The sequence below is a fragment of the Exiguobacterium sp. B2(2022) genome, assembly GCF_028823655.1.
GTDB lineage: Bacteria > Bacillota > Bacilli > Exiguobacteriales > Exiguobacteriaceae > Exiguobacterium > Exiguobacterium aestuarii_A.
Genome location: NZ_JAPEHX010000020.1, coordinates 20,891 through 43,284 on the forward strand (window position 1 = coordinate 20,891; position 22,394 = coordinate 43,284).

Genomic DNA, 22,394 nt, shown 5'->3' on the forward strand with positions numbered 1-22,394 from the left:
ATAATTAATTGTCTCTTCTGGCTAGTATCTACTATATGAAGAATTAAAGTTTGATTTCGATGTCTACACCTGATGGTAACTCGAGACGCATAAGCGAATCGACTGTTTTCGGTGTTGGGTTTACGATGTCGATCAAGCGTTTGTGTGTACGCATTTCGAACTGCTCACGAGCATCTTTGTACTTGTGAACCGCACGAAGGATCGTGTAAACCGATTTTTCAGTTGGGAGCGGGATTGGACCCGATACCTTTGCACCTGAACGCTTCGCAGTGTCAACGATCTTCTCAGCTGATTGATCGAGAACGCGATGGTCATATGCTTTTAAACGAATACGAATTTTTTCATTTGCCATGTTTGTTTCCCTCCTTTGTCGCCTATTTTAAAAATAGACAATTCTCCGCGGAAATTTCCACACCGGCCATGGCAATGCTGCCTGGCGTGTCATAACCTCCCGCTTCAACGCAGCGTGCTTGTGTCAGCAGAGGCATCCGATCATTGCGAATCAACGATTGGACCCGTTTTCTGCTGTAAAGTCTCTCACCACTCGCACAAACACTTAATCATTATATCTAATCTGGTCATGGAATGCAAGATTAGATTTTTGAAGTTGCTGGTTGTCTGATGAGTTGCTCAACGTTCCCTAATGTAACAAGATTCGCGAGCTTTTGCAAGAGAAAATTCATTCTTTTATTGAACTATTTTTCAAACGAAGTCCCATGTCAACTCGACCTAGCGTTTCATCATCTCTCCAAATCGCTCCGTTACCCCTTCTACGACCGATTGTGGGGCTCTTCTTAAACATGCATGAACAATTCCTTCATTTATATCGTGTGTCTCAAAATAGCGAGCCAGACGCGTCAGTTTATCCTCTCTACCGATGACTGTATAAAGGACAATCCATTCTTCGAGGTGCATCCAGTTCCCTTCTGCTTCTATATAAGGATGTGTATAGATGCCGTCAGTACACTTCATGCGAAAACTGGACATGACATCTACGTCGGTCCCCTCGAAAACATACTCCCCAAAGTACGTCGTCAAGTACGCCTCATGTGGTTCAGATGATTGTTTCTCTCCAGCACGACTCAAGATCTGGTCTAACCGTTCAAACTGATCGGGCTCTACGAAAACATCAATGTCATTCGTTTCGTCGACAATGCCATGATGCTTTAACAGTTGCGAACCACCGATACGATATGCGATTCCATTCAAGCGACAAATCGTCTCCAATTGTTTCAACATGACGTCACTCCTTTCTCGTATGCTTCATCTTACCACGCTCATCCAGAAACACAAAAAAGCAGCCCGCATATTGCGGACTGCTTGAAGTTGTTCAGTTGAATCAATCGATTACTCGATGATTTCTGTTACTGAACCAGCACCTACAGTACGGCCACCCTCACGGATAGAGAAACGTGTACCGTCTTCGATCGCGATTGTAGAAATCAATTCGATCGTCAACTCGATGTTGTCTCCTGGCATTACCATTTCAGTACCTTCTGGAAGGTGAACGATACCTGTTACGTCAGTTGTACGGAAGTAGAACTGCGGGCGGTAGTTCGCGAAGAATGGCGTGTGACGGCCACCCTCTTCTTTAGAAAGAACGTAGATTGATGCTTTGAATTTTGAGTGTGGTGTGATTGAACCTGGCTTAGCAAGTACTTGTCCACGCTCGATGTCGTCACGTGATACACCACGGAGAAGTGCACCGATGTTGTCGCCAGCTTCAGCATAGTCAAGAAGCTTACGGAACATCTCTACACCAGTACATACAGTTTTCTTAGTTTCTTCTGTAAGACCAACGATTTCGATCTCGTCGTTGACGCGGAGAACACCACGCTCAACACGACCAGTCGCTACAGTACCACGACCAGTGATTGAGAATACGTCCTCAACAGGCATCATGAAGTCTTTGTCTGTGTCACGAACTGGTTCTGGGATGTACTCATCAACAGCGTTCATGAGTTCCATAACTTTTTCTTCCCACTGAGCTTCACCGTTAAGTGCGCCAAGTGCAGAACCTTTGATTACAGGGAGGTCGTCGCCTGGGAAGTCGTATTCAGAAAGAAGTTCACGGATTTCCATTTCAACGAGTTCGAGGAGCTCTTCGTCGTCTACCATGTCAACTTTGTTCATGAAGACTACGATGTAAGGAACACCTACTTGACGTGAAAGAAGGATGTGCTCACGTGTTTGTGGCATTGGGCCATCTGTTGCAGATACAACGAGGATCGCGCCGTCCATTTGAGCAGCACCAGTGATCATGTTTTTAACATAGTCAGCGTGTCCTGGGCAGTCAACGTGTGCGTAGTGACGCTTGTCAGTTTCGTACTCGATGTGAGCTGTTGCGATTGTGATACCGCGCTCGCGCTCTTCTGGAGCACCATCGATTTGGTCAAACTTAGTAGCTGTTTTACCTTGTGCACGTGAAAGTACAGCAGAGATTGCTGCAGTCAAAGTTGTTTTACCGTGGTCGACGTGGCCGATTGTACCAACGTTAACGTGCGGTTTAGAACGGTCGAATTTTTCTTTACCCATTCTAGATTCCTCCTCTATTAAACGATTAGTTTTTATTTAACTAGGAAGACGTAGGTTACTTTTAACATACGTCCTCCTTAGCTTACAACAATCAATCTAGCGATACAACCGTTATTAGCCGTTCGCTTTTTTGACGATTTCTTCAGCAATTGATTTCGGTACTTCTTCGTAGTGATCGAAGTGCATCGAGTACGTTCCACGTCCTTGTGTACGTGAACGAAGTGATGTTGCGTAACCGAACATTTCTGAAAGTGGAATCATCGCTTTAACGACTTGTGCGTTACCGCGAGCTTCCATACCTTCTACGCGTCCACGGCGTGACGTTACGTCACCCATGATGTCACCCATGTATTCTTCAGGGATAACAACTTCAACACGCATCATTGGCTCAAGGATGACAGCTTTCGCTTGGTCCTTAAGTTGTTTAACCGCCATCGAAGCAGCAACTTTAAACGCCATCTCGTTCGAGTCGACATCGTGGTACGATCCGAATACGAGGCGAGCTTTAACGTCAACTACTGGGTAACCAGCGAGGATACCGTTTTCGAGGGCTTCTTCAATCCCGTTTTGAACAGCTGGGACGTATTCACGTGGTACAACACCACCGACGATCTTGTTCTCGAACTCGAATCCAGCGCCTTCTTCGTTCGGCTCGAATTCTACGACAACGTGACCGTACTGACCGCGTCCACCAGACTGACGAACGAATTTCGAATCGATCTTCGCAGCGCCACGGATTGTTTCACGGTAAGCAACTTGTGGTGCACCAACGTTAGCTTCTACTTTGAATTCGCGACGCATACGGTCAACGAGGATATCAAGGTGAAGCTCACCCATACCAGAGATGATCGTTTGACCAGTCTCAGGGTTTGTTTCAGTGCGGAATGTTGGATCTTCTTCTGCGAGTTTCGCAAGAGCTTGACCCATCTTATCTTGGTCTGCTTTCGATTTAGGCTCGATTGCAACCGAGATAACTGGTTCTGGGAACGTCATTGACTCGAGAACGATGTTATCTTTCTCTGTGCAAAGCGTGTCACCAGTAGTCGTGTCTTTGAAACCAACAGCAGCGGCGATGTCACCAGCGTATACCATTGGAATCTCTTCACGGCTGTTTGCGTGCATTTGAAGGATACGACCGAGACGCTCACGCTTCCCTTTAGTCGAGTTCTTCACGTATGATCCTGCTTCAGCTGTACCAGAGTACACGCGGAAGAACGTCAATTTACCGACGTAAGGGTCAGTCATAACTTTGAACGCAAGTGCTGAGAATGGAGCTTCGTCAGAAGGCTCACGCGTGATTTCTTCTTCTGTATCGAGGTTGATCCCTTTGATTGACTCAACATCAACTGGTGATGGGAGGTAATCAACAACGGCGTTAAGCATGAGCTGAACACCTTTGTTCTTGAAGGCAGAACCAACGAGTACAGGGTAGAATTCAACGCTAAGTGTCGCTTGACGGATTGCAGCTTTCAATTCATCGATTGAAATCTCTTCACCTTCAAGGTACTTCATCATCAACTCTTCGTTGAAGTCAGCAACACCTTCGATCAATTGACCGCGAAGTTCTTCAGCTTGGTCAGCCATGTCAGCTGGGAAGCCATCTGTTACTTCGATGTCAGTACCGAGGTCGTTGTTGTACATGTAAGTCTTCATTTCAACGAGATCGATGATCCCTTTGAAATCGTCCTCTGCTCCGATTGGGAGTTGGATCGCGTAAGCGTTCGCTTGAAGACGATCGTGGAGCGTCTTCACAGAGTACAAGAAGTCTGCGCCGATTTTATCCATCTTGTTGACGAATACGACACGTGGTACACCATATGTCGTCGCTTGACGCCATACAGTTTCAGTTTGTGGTTCTACACCTGACTGAGCGTCAAGTACAGCAACAGCACCATCAAGTACACGGAGTGAACGTTCAACTTCTACTGTGAAGTCTACGTGTCCAGGTGTATCGATGATGTTTACACGGTGGCCATTCCACTGTGCAGTTGTCGCAGCTGAAGTGATCGTGATTCCACGCTCTTGCTCCTGCTCCATCCAGTCCATTTGTGAAGCACCTTCGTGCGTTTCACCAATTTTGTGGATACGACCTGTGTAATAAAGAATACGTTCAGTTGTTGTCGTTTTACCGGCATCGATGTGAGCCATGATCCCGATGTTACGAGTATTCTTTAGGGAGAATTCTCTTGCCATACTGGGTATTCTCCTTCCGCATGTTTGATTTTCGTGTGCGCGCACACGATATGATTATACCCGAAAGCCACTCCGTTAAGCCATGCTTGGCGGAGTGGACTTTACGATTAAATTACCAACGATAGTGAGCAAACGCTTTGTTTGCTTCTGCCATCTTATGCATGTCTTCGCGTTTCTTAACAGACGCACCAGTGTTGTTGGCTGCATCCATGATTTCGTTCGCGATACGTTGCTCCATCGTTTTTTCGTTGCGGAGACGAGCGTAGTTCACGAGGTAACGAAGACCAAGTGTTGTACGGCGCTCTGGACGAACTTCAACAGGAACTTGGTAGTTAGCTCCACCTACACGGCGTGCTTTAACTTCAAGTACAGGCATGATGTTGTTCATTGCTTCTTCGAACACTTCCATAGGCTCTTTGCCTGAGCGTTCAGCGATGATGCCAAATGCGTTGTAAATGATAGTTTGAGCTGTACCTTTTTTACCGTCTAACATGACACGGTTAATGAGGCGAGTTACCAATTTCGAGTTGTAGATCGGATCTGCGATAACGTCACGACGTTCTGCACGGTTTTTACGCATCCGAGTACCCTCCTTTCAAAATTTCAATTGTATTTTAGTTGGCGAGAATTACTTCTTCGCAGCTTTCGGACGCTTCGTACCGTATTTAGAACGGCCTTGCATACGTCCATCAACACCTGCAGTGTCAAGCGCACCACGAACGATGTGGTAACGTACCCCTGGTAAGTCTTTTACACGTCCTCCACGGATAAGAACAACGCTGTGCTCTTGAAGGTTGTGGCCAATACCTGGAATGTACGCAGTCACTTCGATTTGGTTAGTTAAACGAACACGAGCATACTTACGAAGCGCCGAGTTCGGTTTCTTCGGAGTCATTGTACCAACACGTGTACAAACACCACGTTTTTGTGGTGAGCTCACGTTTGTTTGTGACTTGATGAAACTGTTGTAACCTTTGTTAAGTGCTGGAGAGTCAGATTTAACGACTTTCGATTTACGTCCTTTACGGACTAACTGGTTAATAGTAGGCATCTTTGAAGATCCTCCCTTCCTGAATGTTGCTATTTTCTAGTCCCACCGACCCGGGTGGTTCATTTAAGGTCATAACGAAACGCTTTTACGAGGCGTAGGCATTCCATGACCTCGCAAAAACGTGAGTTATACCTTGAAAGTGGCAATTGTAGCAGCCAAACCTTCCCGTAGAAAGTTCGGATGGACGTCCAAGTAGCTTGCCGACTGCTGGACATCGTTGTCATCGACAACAACCGATTGGCGGCACTAAATCATAGTAGCACCGCCAACCTGCGCTGTCAAGACGTATTTTACTCGACGGTTGTATCTTCGAGTGCAACTGGCACCTCATCTTCTTTAAGTTCAACATCGCGGTAGACAGCCATTCCAGTACCAGCTGGAACGAGTTTACCGATGATGACGTTCTCTTTGAGTCCGAGGAGATAGTCGCGTTTCCCTTTGATTGCCGCATCTGTCAAGACACGAGTCGTTTCTTGGAACGAAGCCGCTGAGAGGAACGAATCTGTCTCAAGCGATGCTTTCGTGATCCCGAGAAGGACTGGTTTTGCAGTCGCTGGGTGTTTTCCGTCACGAATCGCATCTTTACACGCTTCTTTGAAGACGCTGATGTCGACAAGTGAACCTGGGAGAAGTGGTGTGTCACCAGACTCGATGACTTTGACACGACGAAGCATTTGGCGAACCATAACCTCAACGTGCTTGTCACCAATTTCTACCCCTTGCATCCGGTATACTTTTTGAACTTCTTGGAGAAGATAGTTCTGAACACCAGACACACCACGGACGGCGAGCAATTCTTTCGGATCGATCGAACCTTCCGTGAAGACTTCACCGGCTTCTACTGTATCGCCGATTTGAACACGGAGACGCGCTCCGAATGGAATCGTGTAAGAACGTGTTTCACTGAATCCTTCGACCGTGAGTTCACGTTTGTCACGCGATTCCGTGAAGTCGATGACCGTACCAGAGATTTCCGAGATGACCGCTTGACCTTTCGGGTTACGGGCTTCGAATACCTCTTGGATACGTGGAAGACCTTGTGTGATATCGTCTCCGGCAACCCCACCTGTGTGGAAGGTACGCATTGTAAGCTGCGTTCCTGGCTCACCGATTGATTGTGCGGCGATGATACCGACGGCTTCCCCGACTTCAACGTTTGATCCAGTAGCCAAGTTACGTCCGTAACACTTCTTACATACGCCGTGTGACGTGTTACATGTGAAGGCTGTACGGATTTCTACTTGCTCGACACCTGCATCAACGATGACGCGTGCGATGTCTTCTGTGATCAATTCGTTCTTATCAATCAACACTTCGCCCGTTTCAGGGTGTGTGACTGTTTCAAACGATGTACGTCCGACGAGACGGTCGTACAAGTTTTCGATTTCTTCCGTACCTTCGCGGAGTGCAGATACACGGATCCCGCGGTCTGTTCCACAATCTTCTTCACGGATGATGACATCTTGCGCAACGTCAACGAGACGACGCGTCAAGTAACCTGAGTCGGCTGTCTTCAAGGCTGTATCGGCAAGACCTTTACGAGCCCCGTGAGTCGAGATGAAGTACTCTTGAACCGTCAGACCTTCACGGAACGACGATTTGATTGGAAGTTCGATGATGCGACCAGATGGAGCGGCCATCAAACCACGCATACCCGCAAGCTGCGTAAAGTTAGATGCGTTACCACGGGCACCAGAATCAGACATCATGAAGATCGGGTTCAAGCGGTTGAGGGATTTCATCAATCGAGATTGAATTTCATCCTTCGCTTCGTTCCAAGCACGTACAACGCGCTCGTAACGCTCATCTTCTGTGATGAGACCACGACGGAACGACTTCATGATTTGGTCGACTTGTTTTTGTGCCTCATCCAAGATTTCCTGTTTATCAGGAAGTACGATGATGTCGGCGATCCCAACTGTCACACCGGCTTTCGTCGAGTGTTTGAAGCCGAGATCTTTCATGCGGTCAAGCATGCGGCTTGTTTCAGTCGTTTCAAACTTCTGGAACACTTCCGCGATGACTTTTCCGAGGAATCCTTTTTTGAACGGGTCGATAATTGGACGTGATGCGATTTCTTCCGCAACGTTCGCCCCTTTGTCGATGAAGTACTTATCAGGAGTTGCTTCCTGCAAGTTTTCCATTGTCGGCTCGTTCAAGTATGGGAACGTGTTTGGCAAGATCTCGTTGAAGATCATCTTACCAACAGTCGTAATAAGCAATTTCTCGTTCTGTTCGTCTGTGAACGTCGGGTTGTTGAGCGTACGTGCCGGAAGTGCCACACGCGAGTGCAAGTGGACATATCCGTTTTGGTAAGCGATCAACGCCTCGTTGACGTTCGAGAACACTTTCCCTTGACCGACGGCGTCTTCACGTTCGAGTGAGATGTAGTAGTTACCGAGGACCATATCCTGCGATGGTGTAACAACCGGTTTTCCGTCTTTCGGGTTCAAGATGTTCTGTGCAGCGAGCATGAGAAGACGTGCTTCCGCTTGTGCTTCTGCAGAAAGCGGAACGTGGACGGCCATTTGGTCACCATCGAAGTCGGCGTTATAAGCCGTACATACGAGTGGGTGAAGGCGAATCGCACGACCTTCAACAAGAATCGGTTCGAATGCTTGAATACCAAGACGGTGAAGTGTCGGGGCACGGTTCAAGAGAACCGGATGCTCACGGATGACTTCTTCAAGGACGCCCCAGATTTCAGGTTGCATCTTCTCGATTTTGCGTTTTGCGTTCTTGATGTTCGAAGCGATGCCGCGACCGACAAGCTCTTTCATCACGAACGGTTTGAAGAGCTCAAGTGCCATCTCTTTTGGAAGACCACACTGATACATCTTCAAGTTCGGTCCGACGACGATAACCGAACGTCCTGAGTAGTCGACCCGTTTACCAAGAAGGTTTTGACGGAAGCGACCTTGTTTCCCTTTCAACATGTGTGAAAGTGATTTGAGCGGACGGTTACCAGGACCTGTTACCGGACGACCACGACGACCGTTGTCGATGAGGGCGTCAACCGCTTCTTGAAGCATGCGCTTCTCGTTTTGCACGATGATGTTCGGCGCGCCGAGGTCGAGCAAACGTTTGAGACGGTTGTTACGGTTGATGACTCGACGATACAAGTCGTTCAAGTCAGATGTCGCAAAGCGTCCACCGTCGAGCTGTACCATTGGGCGAAGCTCTGGTGGGATGACAGGAAGTACTTCAAGGATCATCCAATCCGGATTGTTCCCTGATGTGAAGAACGCATCGAGAACTTCCAAACGCTTGATCGCACGTGTACGACGTTGACCTTGGACAGTTTTCAACTCTTCACGAAGCTCGCTCACTTCTTTTTCAAGATTGACGTCTTGAAGGAGTGTACGGATGGCTTCAGCACCCATGTCTGCTTTGAAGTCACTACCGTATTTTTCACGATAGAGACGGAATTCTTTTTCCGAGAGAAGTTGTTTCTTCTCGAGCGGTGTATCACCTGGCTCTGTAACCACGTAAGAAGCGAAGTAAATCACTTCTTCGAGTGCACGTGGTGACATATCGAGAACAAGCCCCATGCGGCTTGGAATTCCTTTGAAGTACCAGATGTGCGAAACTGGTGCCGCGAGCTCGATATGGCCCATTCGCTCGCGACGCACTTTCGCTTTCGTCACTTCAACGCCACAGCGGTCACAAATGACTCCTTTATAACGGATACGTTTGTACTTCCCGCAGTAACATTCCCAGTCTTTCGTAGGACCGAAGATTCGTTCACAGAATAATCCGTCCTTCTCTGGTTTAAGTGTACGATAGTTGATCGTTTCCGGCTTTTTGACTTCACCGTAAGACCACGAACGGATCTTCTCTGATGAAGCCAAGCCGATTTTCATATATTCAAATCGATTAACATCTACCAAGGGGCCGACCTCCCTTTTCGCCTTATTCCTCTTCCGTAACAGTCGGTTGAACGACTTGTTCTAACGCCGATGTTGCGTTCGGGATGTTGTCGTCATCTTCATCTTTCATTTCGACTTCTTCATCATCCGCTGACATCATCTTGACTTCCATACCGAGCGCTTGAAGCTCTTTGATCAAGACGCGGAATGATTCAGGAACGCCCGCTTTCGGAACGCTCTCGCCTTTCACGATGGCCTCGTATGCTTTCACACGACCAACCGTGTCATCCGACTTGATTGTCAAGATTTCTTGGAGCGTGTAGGCTGCGCCGTACGCTTCAAGAGCCCAAACTTCCATCTCCCCGAAGCGCTGACCACCGAACTGTGCTTTACCACCGAGCGGTTGTTGCGTAACGAGTGAGTATGGTCCAGTCGAACGAGCGTGAAGTTTGTCATCAACCATGTGCGCGAGTTTGATCATATACATGACACCGACAGAGACACGGTTATCGAACGGTTCACCCGTACGACCGTCATAGAGACGCGTCTTCGCATCTTTATCCATACCAGCCTCTTCAATCGTTGCCCATACGTCTTCCTCACGCGCTCCATCGAATACAGGTGTCGCCACTTTGATGCCGAGCTTCTTCGCCGCCATCCCTAAGTGAAGTTCAAGCACCTGACCGATGTTCATACGAGATGGTACCCCAAGCGGGTTGAGCATGATGTCAACCGGTGTACCGTCTGGCATGTATGGCATATCTTCTTCAGGGAGGATCCGCGAGATAACACCTTTGTTACCGTGACGTCCCGCCATCTTATCCCCTTCGTGAATCTTACGTTTTTGAACGATGTAGACACGTACCATCTGGTTGACGCCTGGAGACAACTCGTCGCCGTTTTCACGGTCGAACACTTTGACATCCAAGATGATTCCGTCTCCACCGTTTGGTACACGAAGTGACGTATCACGTACTTCACGTGCCTTCTCACCGAAGATTGCGTGCAAGAGACGCTCTTCCGCCGTCAATTCCGTAACTCCCTTAGGTGTTACTTTACCGACGAGGATATCGCCATCCTTGACTTCAGCTCCGATGCGGATAATTCCACGATCGTCCAAGTTACGAAGCGCGTCATCTCCGACGTTTGGAATATCACGTGTGATTTCCTCTGGTCCGAGTTTCGTGTCACGTGACTCTGACTCGTACTCTTCGATATGAATCGATGTGTACACATCATCTTTCACGAGACGCTCACTCATGATGATCGCATCCTCATAGTTGTAACCATCCCATGTCATGAAGGCAACGACGACGTTACGGCCGAGCGCGAGCTCACCCATATCCATCGACGGACCGTCTGCAAGGATTTCTCCTTTTTCGACACGGTCGCCAGCTGCGATGATTGGTTTTTGGTTGTAGCATGTCCCTTGGTTAGAACGGACATATTTTTGAAGTTTGTAGCGGTCTAAATCACCTGAAACCTCAGAACCGTTAACGTCAGACGTACGACGGATCAAGATTTCACGCGCTGTGACACGCTCAACGACACCTGGGTATTTTGCAACGATTGCTGCCCCAGAGTCTTTCGCAGACACGTACTCCATTCCAGTACCGACGATCGGTGAATCTGGTTGGAGAAGCGGTACTGCTTGACGTTGCATGTTCGCTCCCATGAGGGCACGGTTCGAGTCATCGTTCTCAAGGAACGGGATACATGCTGTCGCGGCAGAAACAACCTGTTTCGGCGAAACGTCCATGTAATCGACTCGGCTTGGCTCAACTGACAAGTTTTGTCCGCGGAAACGGCAAAGAACTTGTTCGTCTGCAAAGTGACCGTCTTCTGTGAGCGGCATGTTCGCCTGTGCGACGACATAGAGGTCTTCCTCATCAGCCGTCATATATTGGATATCGCCAGTGACAAGACCTGTTTCCGGGTCAACGCGACGATACGGTGCTTCGATGAAACCGTACTCGTTCACTTTCGCATAAGACGAGAGTGAGTTGATGAGTCCGATGTTCGGTCCCTCTGGTGTTTCGATTGGACACATCCGACCGTAGTGCGAATAGTGAACGTCTCGAACTTCGAAACCAGCACGCTCACGTGTCAAACCACCCGGTCCAAGTGCAGAGAGACGACGTTTGTGCGTCAACTCAGCGAGCGGGTTCGTCTGGTCCATGAACTGTGACAATTGCGAGCTACCGAAGAACTCTTTCAGTGATGCGATAACCGGGCGAATGTTGATAAGCGCCTGCGGTGTGATCGCGTTTTGATCTTGAATCGACATACGTTCTTTTACAACACGTTCCATACGAGAAAGCCCGATACGGAATTGGTTTTGGAGAAGTTCTCCGACTGAACGAAGACGACGGTTTCCTAAGTGGTCGATGTCATCTGTTGTTCCGACTTCGTGAAGTAAGTTGAAGAAGTAGTTGATTGAAGCGATAATATCAGCCGGCGTAATATGTTTAATACTACGGTCGATATTGCCATTTCCGATGATGTTCAAGACACGCTCTCCATCTGGGTCATCTGGTGAGATGACTTTGATTGATTGAAGACCGAACGGTTCACCTTCAGCGACACCACCAGTTGGTTCCGCATCGACATAACCGAGGCCGCTCTCCAAGTGTGGGAGGATACGATCTAAGTTGCGGCGATCGAGGACTGTTCCAGCTTCAGCGAGTACTTCGCCTGTTTCTGGGTCCACGAGCGTTTCCGCCAATTTTTGACCGAACAAACGGTTCTTAAGATGAAGCTTTTTGTTCATCTTGTAGCGACCGACGTTCGCTAAATCATAACGTTTCGGGTCGAAGAAACGTGACACGAGAAGTGATTTCGCATTTTCTACCGTTGGTGGTTCACCAGGGCGGAGACGCTCATAAATCTCGATCAACGCTTTCTCTGTAGACTCTGTATTATCTTTTTCAAGGGTGTTACGAAGGTATTCGTCATCCCCGAGAAGGTCGATAATCTCTTGGTCCGTACCGAATCCGAGGGCACGCAACAACACCGTTACCGGGATTTTACGGGTACGGTCGATACGAACATAAACGATATCTTTGGCATCTGTCTCGAGTTCGAGCCAAGCACCACGGTTCGGGATGACGGTTGCGCCAAATCCACGTTTACCGTTTTTATCGAGTTTAGCGTTATAGTACACGCTCGGTGAACGAACAAGCTGGGAAACGATGACGCGTTCTGCACCATTAATGATAAACGTTCCCGATTCTGTCATGAGCGGGAAATCACCCATGAATACTTCTTGTTCCTTAAGCTCACCTGTCTCTTTGTTTTGGAGACGTACTTTTACGCGAAGTGGCGCAGAATAAGTAACGTCGCGCTCCTTCGATTCATCGATTGAATACTTCGGCTCACTGAGCGAGTAATCGATGAACTCCAATACAAGGTTTCCTGTGAAGTCGGAAATCGGTGAAATGTCCGTGAACATTTCCTTCAATCCTTCACGCAAGAACCACTCATAAGAAGCAGTTTGAATTTCAATCAAATTCGGAAGCTCTAATACCTCACTGATACGGGCAAAGCTTCTTCTCTGACGGTGACGACCGTACTGAACAAGTTGACCAGTCAACTGATTCACCTCTCAGACCCCCAATTCTTTAGCGAATTTTTCGGGCGTAGTAATCGAACATTGTCATTGAATGTCGCTCGTTTTCCGTCTCTAAAAAGCAGCAGACACGGCAGTTTCAAGCGAATTCCATTCCAATGGCATTTTATAATGTTAGCATATACGTTATAGCGAGTCAACAAGACTTCACCGTTTGTCAAGACCGAATTGCTCGGAAAATAAAGTAACCTTTTTCTTTCGCAATCGTTTCGACTTGACCAAACACCTCTTCTAATAACTTCTTAGCAGAAGGCGCTCCTTGTTTTTTCTGAATGACGACATAGATTGCTCCTCCATCGACCAAATGCGCATGTGCTTCACGCAAGATCGTATGGACGACTTGTTTCCCCGCACGAATCGGCGGATTGGTGACAATGGCGGCAAACCGTTCTCCCCCCACCGCGTCATACGCGTGAGAAAGTCGTGTTTCGACCGTCACTCCATTACGGGCGGCGTTTTGCTCAGAGAGCGCCAGCGCACGCTCATTCACATCGATGAGCAAGGCTTCACGCCCAGAGGCATCGGCAAGCGAGATCCCCATCGGACCATAGCCACAGCCTACATCTAAAATACGTCCTGAGACATCAGGCACTTCAAACGACTCAATTAAAAGACGCGACCCAAAATCGACTGATCCTTTCGAGAACACACCGCGGTCCGAAGTGAAATGATACTGTTTCCCTCGCAACTCGTACGTCCATGTCTCCGGGGCACTTTCCGAACGTGGATCGTTCGTATAGTAATGATCTCCCATGCGTTGAACCTCCTAACCCTTTCTTCAAGGAAATAAATGAAGCTCGCCATGGCGAGCTTCTATAGGTTGTGAAGTTGAATTACTTAACTTCAACAGATGCGCCAGCTTCTTCAAGCTTAGCTTTGATTGACTCAGCGTCTTCTTTAGAAACGCCTTCTTTGACTGGAGCTGGAGTTCCGTCAACGAGTGCTTTTGCTTCTTTAAGGCCGAGACCTGTGATTTCACGAACAGCTTTGATGACGTTGATTTTACCAGCGCCAGCGTTTGTGAGTACTACGTCGAATTCAGTTTTCTCTTCAGCTGCTGCGCCTGCGCCAGCACCTGCAACTGCTACTGGAGCTGCTGCTGATACGCCGAATTCTTCTTCGATTGTTTTTACGAGTTCGTTAAGTTCGAGAACCGTCATTGATTTGAGGTCTTCGATGAATTGCTCTTTGTTGAAAGCCATTATGGTTTTCCTCCTTTGATGTTGTGAAAAAGTTTTTTGAGTTACGCTACGCGACAAAAATTAAGCTGATTGCTCTTCTTTTTGTTCTGCGATTGCGTTTGTTGCGACTGCGAGCCCACGGATTGGAGCTTGAAGTACGCTGAGAAGCATCGAGAGAAGACCATCGCGTGATGGAAGTTCTGCAAGGGCTTTGATTTCTTCGAGTGAAGTCACTTTGCCTTCGATGATTCCGCCTTTGAGTTCGAGCGCTTTGTGCTCTTTCGAGAAGTCGTTCAAGATCTTCGCTGGAGCAACAACGTCTTCGTTAGAGAAGGCGATTGCTGTAGGACCAGTGAAGACTTCGTCAAGACCTTCGAAGTTCGACTGAGTAGCTGCGCGGCGAAGAAGACCGTTCTTGTAAACTTTGAACTCGATTCCAGCGTCACGGAGTGATTTACGGAGTGTAGTCACTTCTTCAACTGTAAGTCCACGGTAGTCAACAACAACTGTTCCAACGCTCGCTTGCATTTTCTCAGCGATTTCATCGACGAGTGCCGATTTCTGAGCTACGATTTTTTCGTTTGCCATGTGTTTGCACCTCCTAGTCAATTCTTATACCGGACGAGAGGCTGCTCTCCAAAAGAAATCCCTCGTATGAAGACATACGAGGGCGTAATTGTTTGAAAGTAAACCTGTGACAACAGGCTCAAGTTCGAGCAAAGACACCTCGGAAGGGTTTACGGACCGATGTCCACCTTCTGTCTACGGTAATCCAACATATTCGGTTGAACGTGTATTACTTTAACAGCGGCGTCACACGTTGTCAACAATTTATTTCAACAAGATTACTTAAGGAAATCCGCAGTCGCTACACGGATCCCAGGACCCATTGTAGATGAAAGCGCGATGTTTTTAAGGTAAGTTCCTTTTGCAGTAGCAGGCTTCACTTTCATGAGTGTTTCGAGGATTGTCTCGATGTTCTCAGTAAGTTTAGATGCTTCAAATGATTTCTTACCAACTGGAACGTGGATGTTACCAGCTTTATCAACACGGTATTCAACTTTACCAGCTTTGATATCCGCGATTGCTTTTTCTACGTCAAAAGTAACTGTTCCTGTTTTCGGGTTAGGCATGAGGCCTTTAGGTCCGAGAACACGACCAAGTTTACCAACTTCACCCATCATGTCAGGTGTCGCAACGATTACATCGAAGTCGAACCATCCTTGTTGGATTTTGTTGATGTACTCAGCGTCGCCAACGTAGTCTGCGCCAGCAGCTTCCGCTTCTTTCACTTTCTCACCTTTTGCGAAGACGAGAACTTTTTGTGTTTTACCAGTACCGTGTGGAAGTACAACGGCACCACGGATTTGTTGGTCTGCTTTCTTCGGATCTACGCCGAGACGGACAGCAACTTCGATTGTTTCATCGAATTTAGCAGTAGCTGTTTTTTGAACGAGCTCGACAGCTTCAGCGAGGTCGTATGACTTCGTGCGGTCAACAAGCTTAGCTGCTTCTTGGTGTTTTTTACCCATGATCTTTTCCTCCTTGTGGTTAGCGGAATTTCCTCCCACATAATGAAGGGATTGAAGGTGAGCAGTATTCACCGACAACCCCAGAGACTAACAATTAGTCTTCGATTACAATACCCATACTACGTGCAGTACCTTCAACCATAAGCATCGCTGTTTCTACAGATGATGCGTTAAGGTCAGGCATTTTAAGTTCAGCGATTTCGCGAACTTTGTCACGCTTAACCGTTGCTACTTTCTTACGGTTTGGTTCACCAGAACCACTCTCGATACCAGCAGCTTTCTTCAAGAGAACTGCAGCTGGTGGAGTTTTCGTAATAAATGTAAACGAACGATCTTCGTATACCGTGATGACTACAGGAATAATCAATCCGGCTTGGTCTTGTGTACGAGCGTTGAACTCTTTACAGAATCCCATGATGTTAACACCTGCTTGACCAAGTGCTGGACCTACTGGTGGTGCTGGGTTAGCTTTACCAGCTGGGATTTGAAGTTTAACGAGTTTAGAAACTTTTTTCGCCACGAGACACACCTCCTTAAGTCTAAAATGTGGTTTCTTGGACGTTGTGCGCCCTCCCACTCAATCTATTAGGTCGAGTTTGTACCGAAATATAGCACAACATCAAACATTTTCGATTGTACCATCCGTTTCACGGATTAGCAAGTGGGTTTAGTTAATTTTCTGAACTTGTTCGAAATCAAGCTCAATTTTTGTTTCGCGACCGAACATGTCGACCACGACTTTGAGCTTCTCTTTGTCGGCTTCAATCTCGTCGATTGTCCCCTCAAAGTTCTCGAACGCGCCTTCTTTCACGCGGACAAGGTCACCGAGCTCGTAGTTGTAACGATCTTTCTTCTCGATGAGTCCCATTTGTGACAAGACGTTTGTCACTTCATCCGGTTGGAGCGGGATCGGTTTTGCACCGCCGCCCGTTGAACCGAGGAAGCCGGTGACGTTAGGCGTGTTGCGGACAACATACCATGAATCGTCAGTCATGACCATCTCTACGAACACATAGCCCGGGAAACTTTTGACTTCACGCTCTTTAATTTTCTTTTCGCCACTCTTTAATGTGACTTCTTCTTGCGTCGTTTCAGTCGGGACGAGGACGCGGAAAATTTTATCTTCCATGTTCATCGAACCGATTCGACGTTCTAGGTTTTCTTTGACGTTATTCTCAAAACCTGAGTACGTCTGGACAACAAACCATTGTTTCTCCACGGCTTTCACCTCTTCCTTAGTTAATCAATAAATTGACGAGATAGCTGACTCCAGTATCTACGCCGAACACGAACAGGCCAATCACGACAACAGTCGCGATGACGGTAACGGTATATTTCGTGAGTTCTTTACGAGTTGGCCAACTCGTTTTTTTCAACTCTTTCCATACGTCGCGCAAAAAGTTCATGGTAGCTTCCTCCTACATTGAATGCCAATCTACGTTACTTTGATTCTCGATGCATCGTATGCGTATTACAGCGGCGACAAAACTTTTTCATTTCAAGCCGTGTCGACACACCATCTTTTTTTGTCGTCGAATACTCCCGAGACCCACATTCTGAGCAAGCGAGACTTACTTTCTTTGCCATTCATAAAAAACGCCTCCTGTAAATGGCGTCTACGGACAAGGCGCTGCTTTTAAAGTATCACATAGGAGGCACGGGGTCAATAATCGGTTAGCTCGTGAGCATCCGGACGTCGACATGACGTTCGAATTTCTTCTTCACACGCTGTAACGCATTATCAATCGATTTGACATGACGGTCGAGGTCGTCTGAAATCTCTTGATAAGAACGTCCGTCTAAATAAAGACGCAACACTTTCCGCTCGAGATCACTCAAAATCTCATCCATCTTCGCTTCCATAAACGTCTGTTCTTCTTGTGTCACGATGAGTTCTTGTGGATCCGTCGGATGTGGTGGCAAGATGACATCGAGTAACGTCCGGTCGGATTCCTCGTCGAAAATCGGTTTATCGAGTGACACATATGAGTTGAGCGGAATATGCTTTTGACGCGTCGCCGTCTTGATTGCCGTGATCATCTGACGAGTGATGCACATCTCAGCAAAACTTTTGAACGAGGCGAGTCGCTCGTCTTTATAGTCCCGCACCCCTTTATAAAGACCGATCATGCCCTCTTGGACGATGTCCTCATGATCTGCACCAATCAAGAAATAAGAACGTGCTTTCGCGCGTACAAAATACCGGTATCGTTCAATCAAAAACTCGAGCGCGTCGCTATCCCCTTCGTTGCGCGCCAATAAGACCAACTCTTCGTCTGACATTTTTTCAAACTGTTCGTACGGCCATCCGTTCATGCTCGTTACCCCCCGGCGATTGATCCTGAACTATGTAAGGTTTTGTCCCATTATAGGACCCCCTACTCCTATGCGTCAAACAAATTTCTAAAAATTCCGTCAATTAAATGCTGTGTAACTCATATATGTAATAGTATACAACATTCCTTTGCAAAAAAATGTCAAAATCGAAACAAAGACGAGTCCATTTCATGAACTCGTCCGTGATTTCAATCACCTTTTGATTTACGACGTCGCATTTCTTCAAATCGTTCTTGAATATGCGGAGGAATATCGATCGTTTTTCGATTCGATTGTTCCTTCTCTAATGAGAGACGTTGTTGCTCAATCAATGTTTTGGCATGCTTCCAATCTTTTAACAACTCGGTCGCGGGGACTCGTAAGGCACCTTGGCCGAAAATGACCCACTGCTCGGTGAAATCGTTCGTCGCAACGAATAGTGTGACGAGTCGGTTATCTACCAGTTCGTGCGCTCGTCGCTCAATCCACTCGTCCGCCGTCTCGTTCTCTTTCGTATAGACGACATCGACACGACTTCGTTTTTCTTTCGATTCACGACCGTAACGCATATGGGCATCAAAGACGACGGTGACTTCTTTTCCAGATACGGCCTGATATTCCGCCATCGCTTCAATTAACAAATTGCGCGCTTGATCAAAATCCATATCGCGCAAACTTCTTAAATGCGGCCACGCCCCAATGATGTTATATCCGTCGACAAGAAGGAGCTCGCGTTTTTGAATACTCATGCTAACGGGTTACGTGAGCGATGCACTTCATACAGAAGGAGTGCCGCTGCAACAGATGCATTGAGTGACGTGACATGACCAACCATTGGTAAATGAACGAGGAAGTCGCATGATTCACGCACGAGACGGCTCATTCCTTTTCCTTCACTTCCGATGACCACGACAAGTGGCATATTCCCATCTAATCGACGATAGTCCTGACTCTCTTTCGCATCGGTCCCGACGACCCATAGTCCTTTTTCTTTCAATTCTTCAAGTGTCCGCGTCAAATTCGTCACGCGCGCAACCGGGATATGCTCAATCGCCCCAGTCGACGCTTTGGCGACCGTTTGAGTCAAACCGACCGAGCGGCGTTTCGGGATGATGATTCCATGTGCGCCGACAGCATCCGCGGTCCGTAAAATGGAACCGAGGTTATGTGGGTCCTCGAGTTCATCTAGCAAAATAAAGAGCGGTGTCTCTTCTTTTGAAGCGGCGAGTGCGAACATGTCCTCGATGGTTTTATATTCATAGGCCGCGACGGCTGCCACGACACCCTGATGATGTTCACTACCAGCCATCTTCTCAAGCTTTGTTTTCGGTACGAATGACACTTGGACGGATGCTTCATTCGCCATCGCGATGATTTGAGCGAGCGGGCCTTTTTGTTGCCCTTCCATGATAAATACTTTGTTCATGTCGCGACCGCTTCGAAGTGCTTCGAGTACAGGGTTTCGCCCGTAAAGGAAATCGATCCCTTCCTCCATTACGTCTACTTCCTTATAGTCCGGTCGTTCCGACTTTTGATGGCGCGAACGCTCTGGACGTTCCCCACGTGGGCGGTCAAACGTTCGTTTTTCCGCACCTCGTTTTCCGTCATGTCGTTTCGGTCGACTCGGCTTCGAGTCGTTCGAACGCTTGTTTGATGAGTTCTTCAAGACGATCCCTTCTTTCTGTTAAGTAGATATAGCCAATCAATGCCTCGAATGCTGTGGAATAACGATACGTATGGACGTCGACCCGCTTCGGAATCGAGCCTGATTTCGCATTTTTGCCACGTCTGACGACGGCTTGTTCTTCTTCCGTCAACACGTCCGTCTCTAGCCAATAGGTCACGACGCTCGCTTGCGCCCGCGCGTTCACATAACGGACGGCACCTCGATGCAAATCGTTCGGTCGCGTCAACCCTTGCTCGAGCAGTCTTTCTCGTACGGCCAATTCATATACCACGTCACCCATGTAGGCGAGCGCGAGGGCATTCATTTGTTCCGGTTGCATCATAACCGCTTCCACCGAACCCCTTGGGCCGTGTCTTCGAGTTGGATGTTTTGTTCTTTCAGTAAATCACGAATCTCGTCAGCCCGGGAAAAGTTACGTGCTGCGCGTGCGTCGTTTCGTTCTTGAATCAATTGATCGATTTCAGCATCAAGCAGTTCTTTCTCTTCAGCGAGCGTCAATCCGAGCACACCTGTCAATTCGTCGAATAACGTGAGAACTTGTTCGAGTGTCGCTTTTGCCACATGGTCCGCCTTGGCGTAAATGTTCGCTTCTCGTGCCAAGTCAAAGAGGACAGTCATCGCATTGGCCGTATTGATATCGTCATCCATCGATTCGATGAACGACGTCTTGATTGCTTCAAGTTTCCGCTCCATCGACTCGCTCGGTTCACCAAGTCCAGCCGTTACCGATAAACGATATTCGATGTTTTGATACGCTTCTTTGATTCGACTCCAACCGTTTGCCGCCTGTTCAATCAATTCACGGCTATAGTTGATCGGATGACGATAATGGACGGACAACATGAAGAAACGAAGAACCATTGGATCTACTTCTTTCAGCGCTTCGTGGACGAGAAGGAAGTTTCCGAGCGATTTGGACATTTTCTCATTTTCAATGTTGATGAATCCGTTATGCAGCCAATAGTTGGCGAACTTCGCATGGTTGCAAGCTTCTGACTGGGCAATCTCATTCTCGTGGTGTGGGAATTTTAAATCATGACCACCTGCATGGATATCAATCGTTGCACCAAGATGCTTTTTCGCCATCGCCGAGCATTCGATATGCCAACCTGGTCGCCCTTTGCCCCACGGACTATCCCAAGAAGGTTCGTCCGGTTTAGCGGCCTTCCATAGAACGAAGTCGAGCGGGTCTTCTTTCTTTTCGCCGACATCGACGCGCGAGCCTGCCCGTAAATCTTCGATCGATTGTTGACTTAGCTTTCCGTATGTCTCAAACTTCTTCGTCCGGAAATAAACGTCGCCTTCTGATTCATAAGCGAACCCTTCCGTCTCTAGCTGACGGATGAACTCGATGATCTCTTCCATCGTATCGGTAACACGCGGGTGAACGTCTGCCGGTTGCACGTTCAATGCTCCCGTATCGGCCAAATAAGCCTCAATATAACGATTCGTCAACGTCTCGGTGTCTTCCCCAAGTTCGTTCGCGGTACGAATGATCTTGTCGTCTACGTCCGTGAAGTTTAGGACGTATTTCACCTCATACCCACGATATGTCAAATAACGACGAACCGTATCGAAGGCGATGGCCGGACGGGCATTCCCGACATGGATGTAGTTGTAGACGGTCGGTCCGCACACATACATGGATACTTTCCCCGGAACAATCGGGACAAACGGTTCTTTTTTATTCGTGAGACTGTTGTACAGCTGAATCATGCGTTTTCTCCTCCATCCGCTTTTCAAGCGTCGCTAATTTTTGTTGTAGTTCATCCACTGCCGCTTCTAAACGTTCTTGACACTCGCGGTCCGGATCCGGGAAACGATGATCGAGGTCATGTTGCTTCACACGCTTCCCGTTTCGAATGACGACACGTCCTGGAATCCCGACAACGGTCGAATCAGACGGTACATCGTTCAAGACGACAGAGCTCGCTCCGATTTTGACGCAATCGCCAACCGTAATGTTTCCGAGCACTTTCGCCCCTGCTGAGATGAGTACGTCACTCCCAATCGTCGGGTGACGCTTCCCTTTTTCTTTCCCCGTTCCACCCAATGTGACGCCTTGATAAATCGTCACGTCGTTTCCGATAATCGCCGTCTCTCCGATGACGACACCGAAACCATGATCGATGAATACACGGTCGCCGAGAACTGCTCCGGGATGAATTTCAATCCCGGTCAACCAGCGACTGAACTGGGCTAATAGCTTGGCCACCAGCTTCACGTTGCGCTTCCATAATCCGTGCGCGATACGATGTGCCCATATGGCGTGTAGGCCCGGATACGTCAGTGCCACCTCAACTTTCGAGCGGGCTGCAGGGTCTAGTTCCAAGACAGTCCGCAAGTCTTCACGCACACTGCTCCAAAATCCCATAATTGATATCTCCTTTTCTTATACAAAA

Annotated in this window: 22 protein-coding genes and 1 other annotated feature; all 22 genes read right to left on the reverse strand. The window is 47.9% G+C overall.

Annotation, left to right across the window (positions count from 1 at the left end; genetic code table 11):
- Positions 1–43 precede the first annotated feature (43 nt).
- Positions 44–352, reverse strand: coding sequence for a 30S ribosomal protein S10 (gene rpsJ / locus ON063_RS05640; RefSeq protein ID WP_074032438.1), 309 nt, complete (start codon positions 350–352; stop codon positions 44–46).
- A gap of 377 nt (positions 353–729) precedes the next feature.
- Positions 730–1,239 carry a hypothetical protein gene (locus ON063_RS05645; protein WP_274664494.1) on the reverse strand — a complete coding sequence of 170 codons (510 nt, stop codon included), beginning with the start codon at positions 1,237–1,239 and terminating at the stop codon, positions 730–732.
- 108 nt (positions 1,240–1,347) lie between these two features.
- On the reverse strand, positions 1,348–2,535 hold the full coding sequence (tuf, locus tag ON063_RS05650; protein ID WP_214697124.1) for an elongation factor Tu: 1,188 nt from the start codon (positions 2,533–2,535) through the stop codon (positions 1,348–1,350).
- A 114-nt stretch (positions 2,536–2,649) separates the two neighbouring features.
- Positions 2,650–4,728: an elongation factor G gene (gene fusA, locus ON063_RS05655; protein WP_214697122.1), complete on the reverse strand. Its 2,079-nt coding sequence runs from the start codon at positions 4,726–4,728 to the stop codon at positions 2,650–2,652.
- Positions 4,729–4,840: 112 nt separating this feature from the next.
- Positions 4,841–5,308, reverse strand: a complete 468-nt coding sequence (rpsG, locus tag ON063_RS05660) for a 30S ribosomal protein S7 (RefSeq protein ID WP_012727682.1) — start codon at positions 5,306–5,308, stop codon at positions 4,841–4,843.
- 48 nt (positions 5,309–5,356) lie between these two features.
- The gene (rpsL, locus tag ON063_RS05665; protein ID WP_012727683.1) at positions 5,357–5,779 is read right to left on the reverse strand and encodes a 30S ribosomal protein S12; all 423 of its coding nucleotides are present in this window, start codon (positions 5,777–5,779) and stop codon (positions 5,357–5,359) included.
- 290 nt (positions 5,780–6,069) lie between these two features.
- Positions 6,070–9,669, reverse strand: a complete 3,600-nt coding sequence (gene rpoC, locus ON063_RS05670; protein ID WP_274664495.1) for a DNA-directed RNA polymerase subunit beta' — start codon at positions 9,667–9,669, stop codon at positions 6,070–6,072.
- A gap of 22 nt (positions 9,670–9,691) precedes the next feature.
- Positions 9,692–13,240 carry a DNA-directed RNA polymerase subunit beta gene (rpoB, locus tag ON063_RS05675; protein WP_214697140.1) on the reverse strand — a complete coding sequence of 1,183 codons (3,549 nt, stop codon included), beginning with the start codon at positions 13,238–13,240 and terminating at the stop codon, positions 9,692–9,694.
- A 193-nt stretch (positions 13,241–13,433) separates the two neighbouring features.
- Complete coding sequence (locus ON063_RS05680; protein WP_074032423.1) at positions 13,434–14,030, reverse strand: class I SAM-dependent methyltransferase; 597 nt, start codon at positions 14,028–14,030, stop codon at positions 13,434–13,436.
- A gap of 79 nt (positions 14,031–14,109) precedes the next feature.
- A complete protein-coding gene (gene rplL, locus ON063_RS05685; RefSeq protein WP_074032420.1) occupies positions 14,110–14,478 on the reverse strand; it encodes a 50S ribosomal protein L7/L12 in 369 nt (122 codons plus the stop codon).
- 60 nt (positions 14,479–14,538) lie between these two features.
- On the reverse strand, positions 14,539–15,045 hold the full coding sequence (gene rplJ, locus ON063_RS05690) for a 50S ribosomal protein L10 (protein ID WP_214697119.1): 507 nt from the start codon (positions 15,043–15,045) through the stop codon (positions 14,539–14,541).
- Between the two features lie 44 nt (positions 15,046–15,089).
- Positions 15,090–15,243: a sequence feature (ribosomal protein L10 leader region), on the reverse strand.
- Between the two features lie 59 nt (positions 15,244–15,302).
- The gene (gene rplA / locus ON063_RS05695; RefSeq protein WP_074032415.1) at positions 15,303–15,989 is read right to left on the reverse strand and encodes a 50S ribosomal protein L1; all 687 of its coding nucleotides are present in this window, start codon (positions 15,987–15,989) and stop codon (positions 15,303–15,305) included.
- Positions 15,990–16,083: 94 nt separating this feature from the next.
- On the reverse strand, positions 16,084–16,509 hold the full coding sequence (rplK, locus tag ON063_RS05700) for a 50S ribosomal protein L11 (RefSeq protein ID WP_012727690.1): 426 nt from the start codon (positions 16,507–16,509) through the stop codon (positions 16,084–16,086).
- A 147-nt stretch (positions 16,510–16,656) separates the two neighbouring features.
- Entirely contained in the window at positions 16,657–17,208 is a 552-nt protein-coding gene (nusG, locus tag ON063_RS05705; protein WP_012727691.1) for a transcription termination/antitermination protein NusG, read from the reverse strand.
- A 16-nt stretch (positions 17,209–17,224) separates the two neighbouring features.
- Positions 17,225–17,395 (reverse strand): preprotein translocase subunit SecE, encoded by a 171-nt coding sequence (gene secE, locus ON063_RS05710; RefSeq protein ID WP_074032412.1) that lies wholly within the window; start codon positions 17,393–17,395, stop codon positions 17,225–17,227.
- 34 nt (positions 17,396–17,429) lie between these two features.
- A complete protein-coding gene (rpmG, locus tag ON063_RS05715) occupies positions 17,430–17,576 on the reverse strand; it encodes a 50S ribosomal protein L33 (protein ID WP_274664496.1) in 147 nt (48 codons plus the stop codon).
- Positions 17,577–17,663: 87 nt separating this feature from the next.
- Positions 17,664–18,305: an RNA polymerase sporulation sigma factor SigH gene (gene sigH, locus ON063_RS05720; RefSeq protein ID WP_031421852.1), complete on the reverse strand. Its 642-nt coding sequence runs from the start codon at positions 18,303–18,305 to the stop codon at positions 17,664–17,666.
- A gap of 209 nt (positions 18,306–18,514) precedes the next feature.
- On the reverse strand, positions 18,515–19,054 hold the full coding sequence (locus ON063_RS05725; RefSeq protein WP_214761567.1) for an NYN domain-containing protein: 540 nt from the start codon (positions 19,052–19,054) through the stop codon (positions 18,515–18,517).
- On the reverse strand, positions 19,051–19,800 hold the full coding sequence (rlmB, locus tag ON063_RS05730; RefSeq protein WP_074032495.1) for a 23S rRNA (guanosine(2251)-2'-O)-methyltransferase RlmB: 750 nt from the start codon (positions 19,798–19,800) through the stop codon (positions 19,051–19,053). Before rlmB ends, ON063_RS05725 begins: the two co-directional genes overlap by 4 nt.
- A gap of 109 nt (positions 19,801–19,909) precedes the next feature.
- Positions 19,910–20,314 carry a Mini-ribonuclease 3 gene (locus ON063_RS05735; protein ID WP_274664497.1) on the reverse strand — a complete coding sequence of 135 codons (405 nt, stop codon included), beginning with the start codon at positions 20,312–20,314 and terminating at the stop codon, positions 19,910–19,912.
- On the reverse strand, positions 20,311–21,708 hold the full coding sequence (cysS, locus tag ON063_RS05740; RefSeq protein ID WP_274664498.1) for a cysteine--tRNA ligase: 1,398 nt from the start codon (positions 21,706–21,708) through the stop codon (positions 20,311–20,313). The genes ON063_RS05735 and cysS overlap by 4 nt, the downstream gene beginning before the upstream one ends.
- Entirely contained in the window at positions 21,677–22,366 is a 690-nt protein-coding gene (gene cysE / locus ON063_RS05745) for a serine O-acetyltransferase (RefSeq protein WP_012727699.1), read from the reverse strand. Before cysE ends, cysS begins: the two co-directional genes overlap by 32 nt.
- Positions 22,367–22,394: the final 28 nt, after the last annotated feature.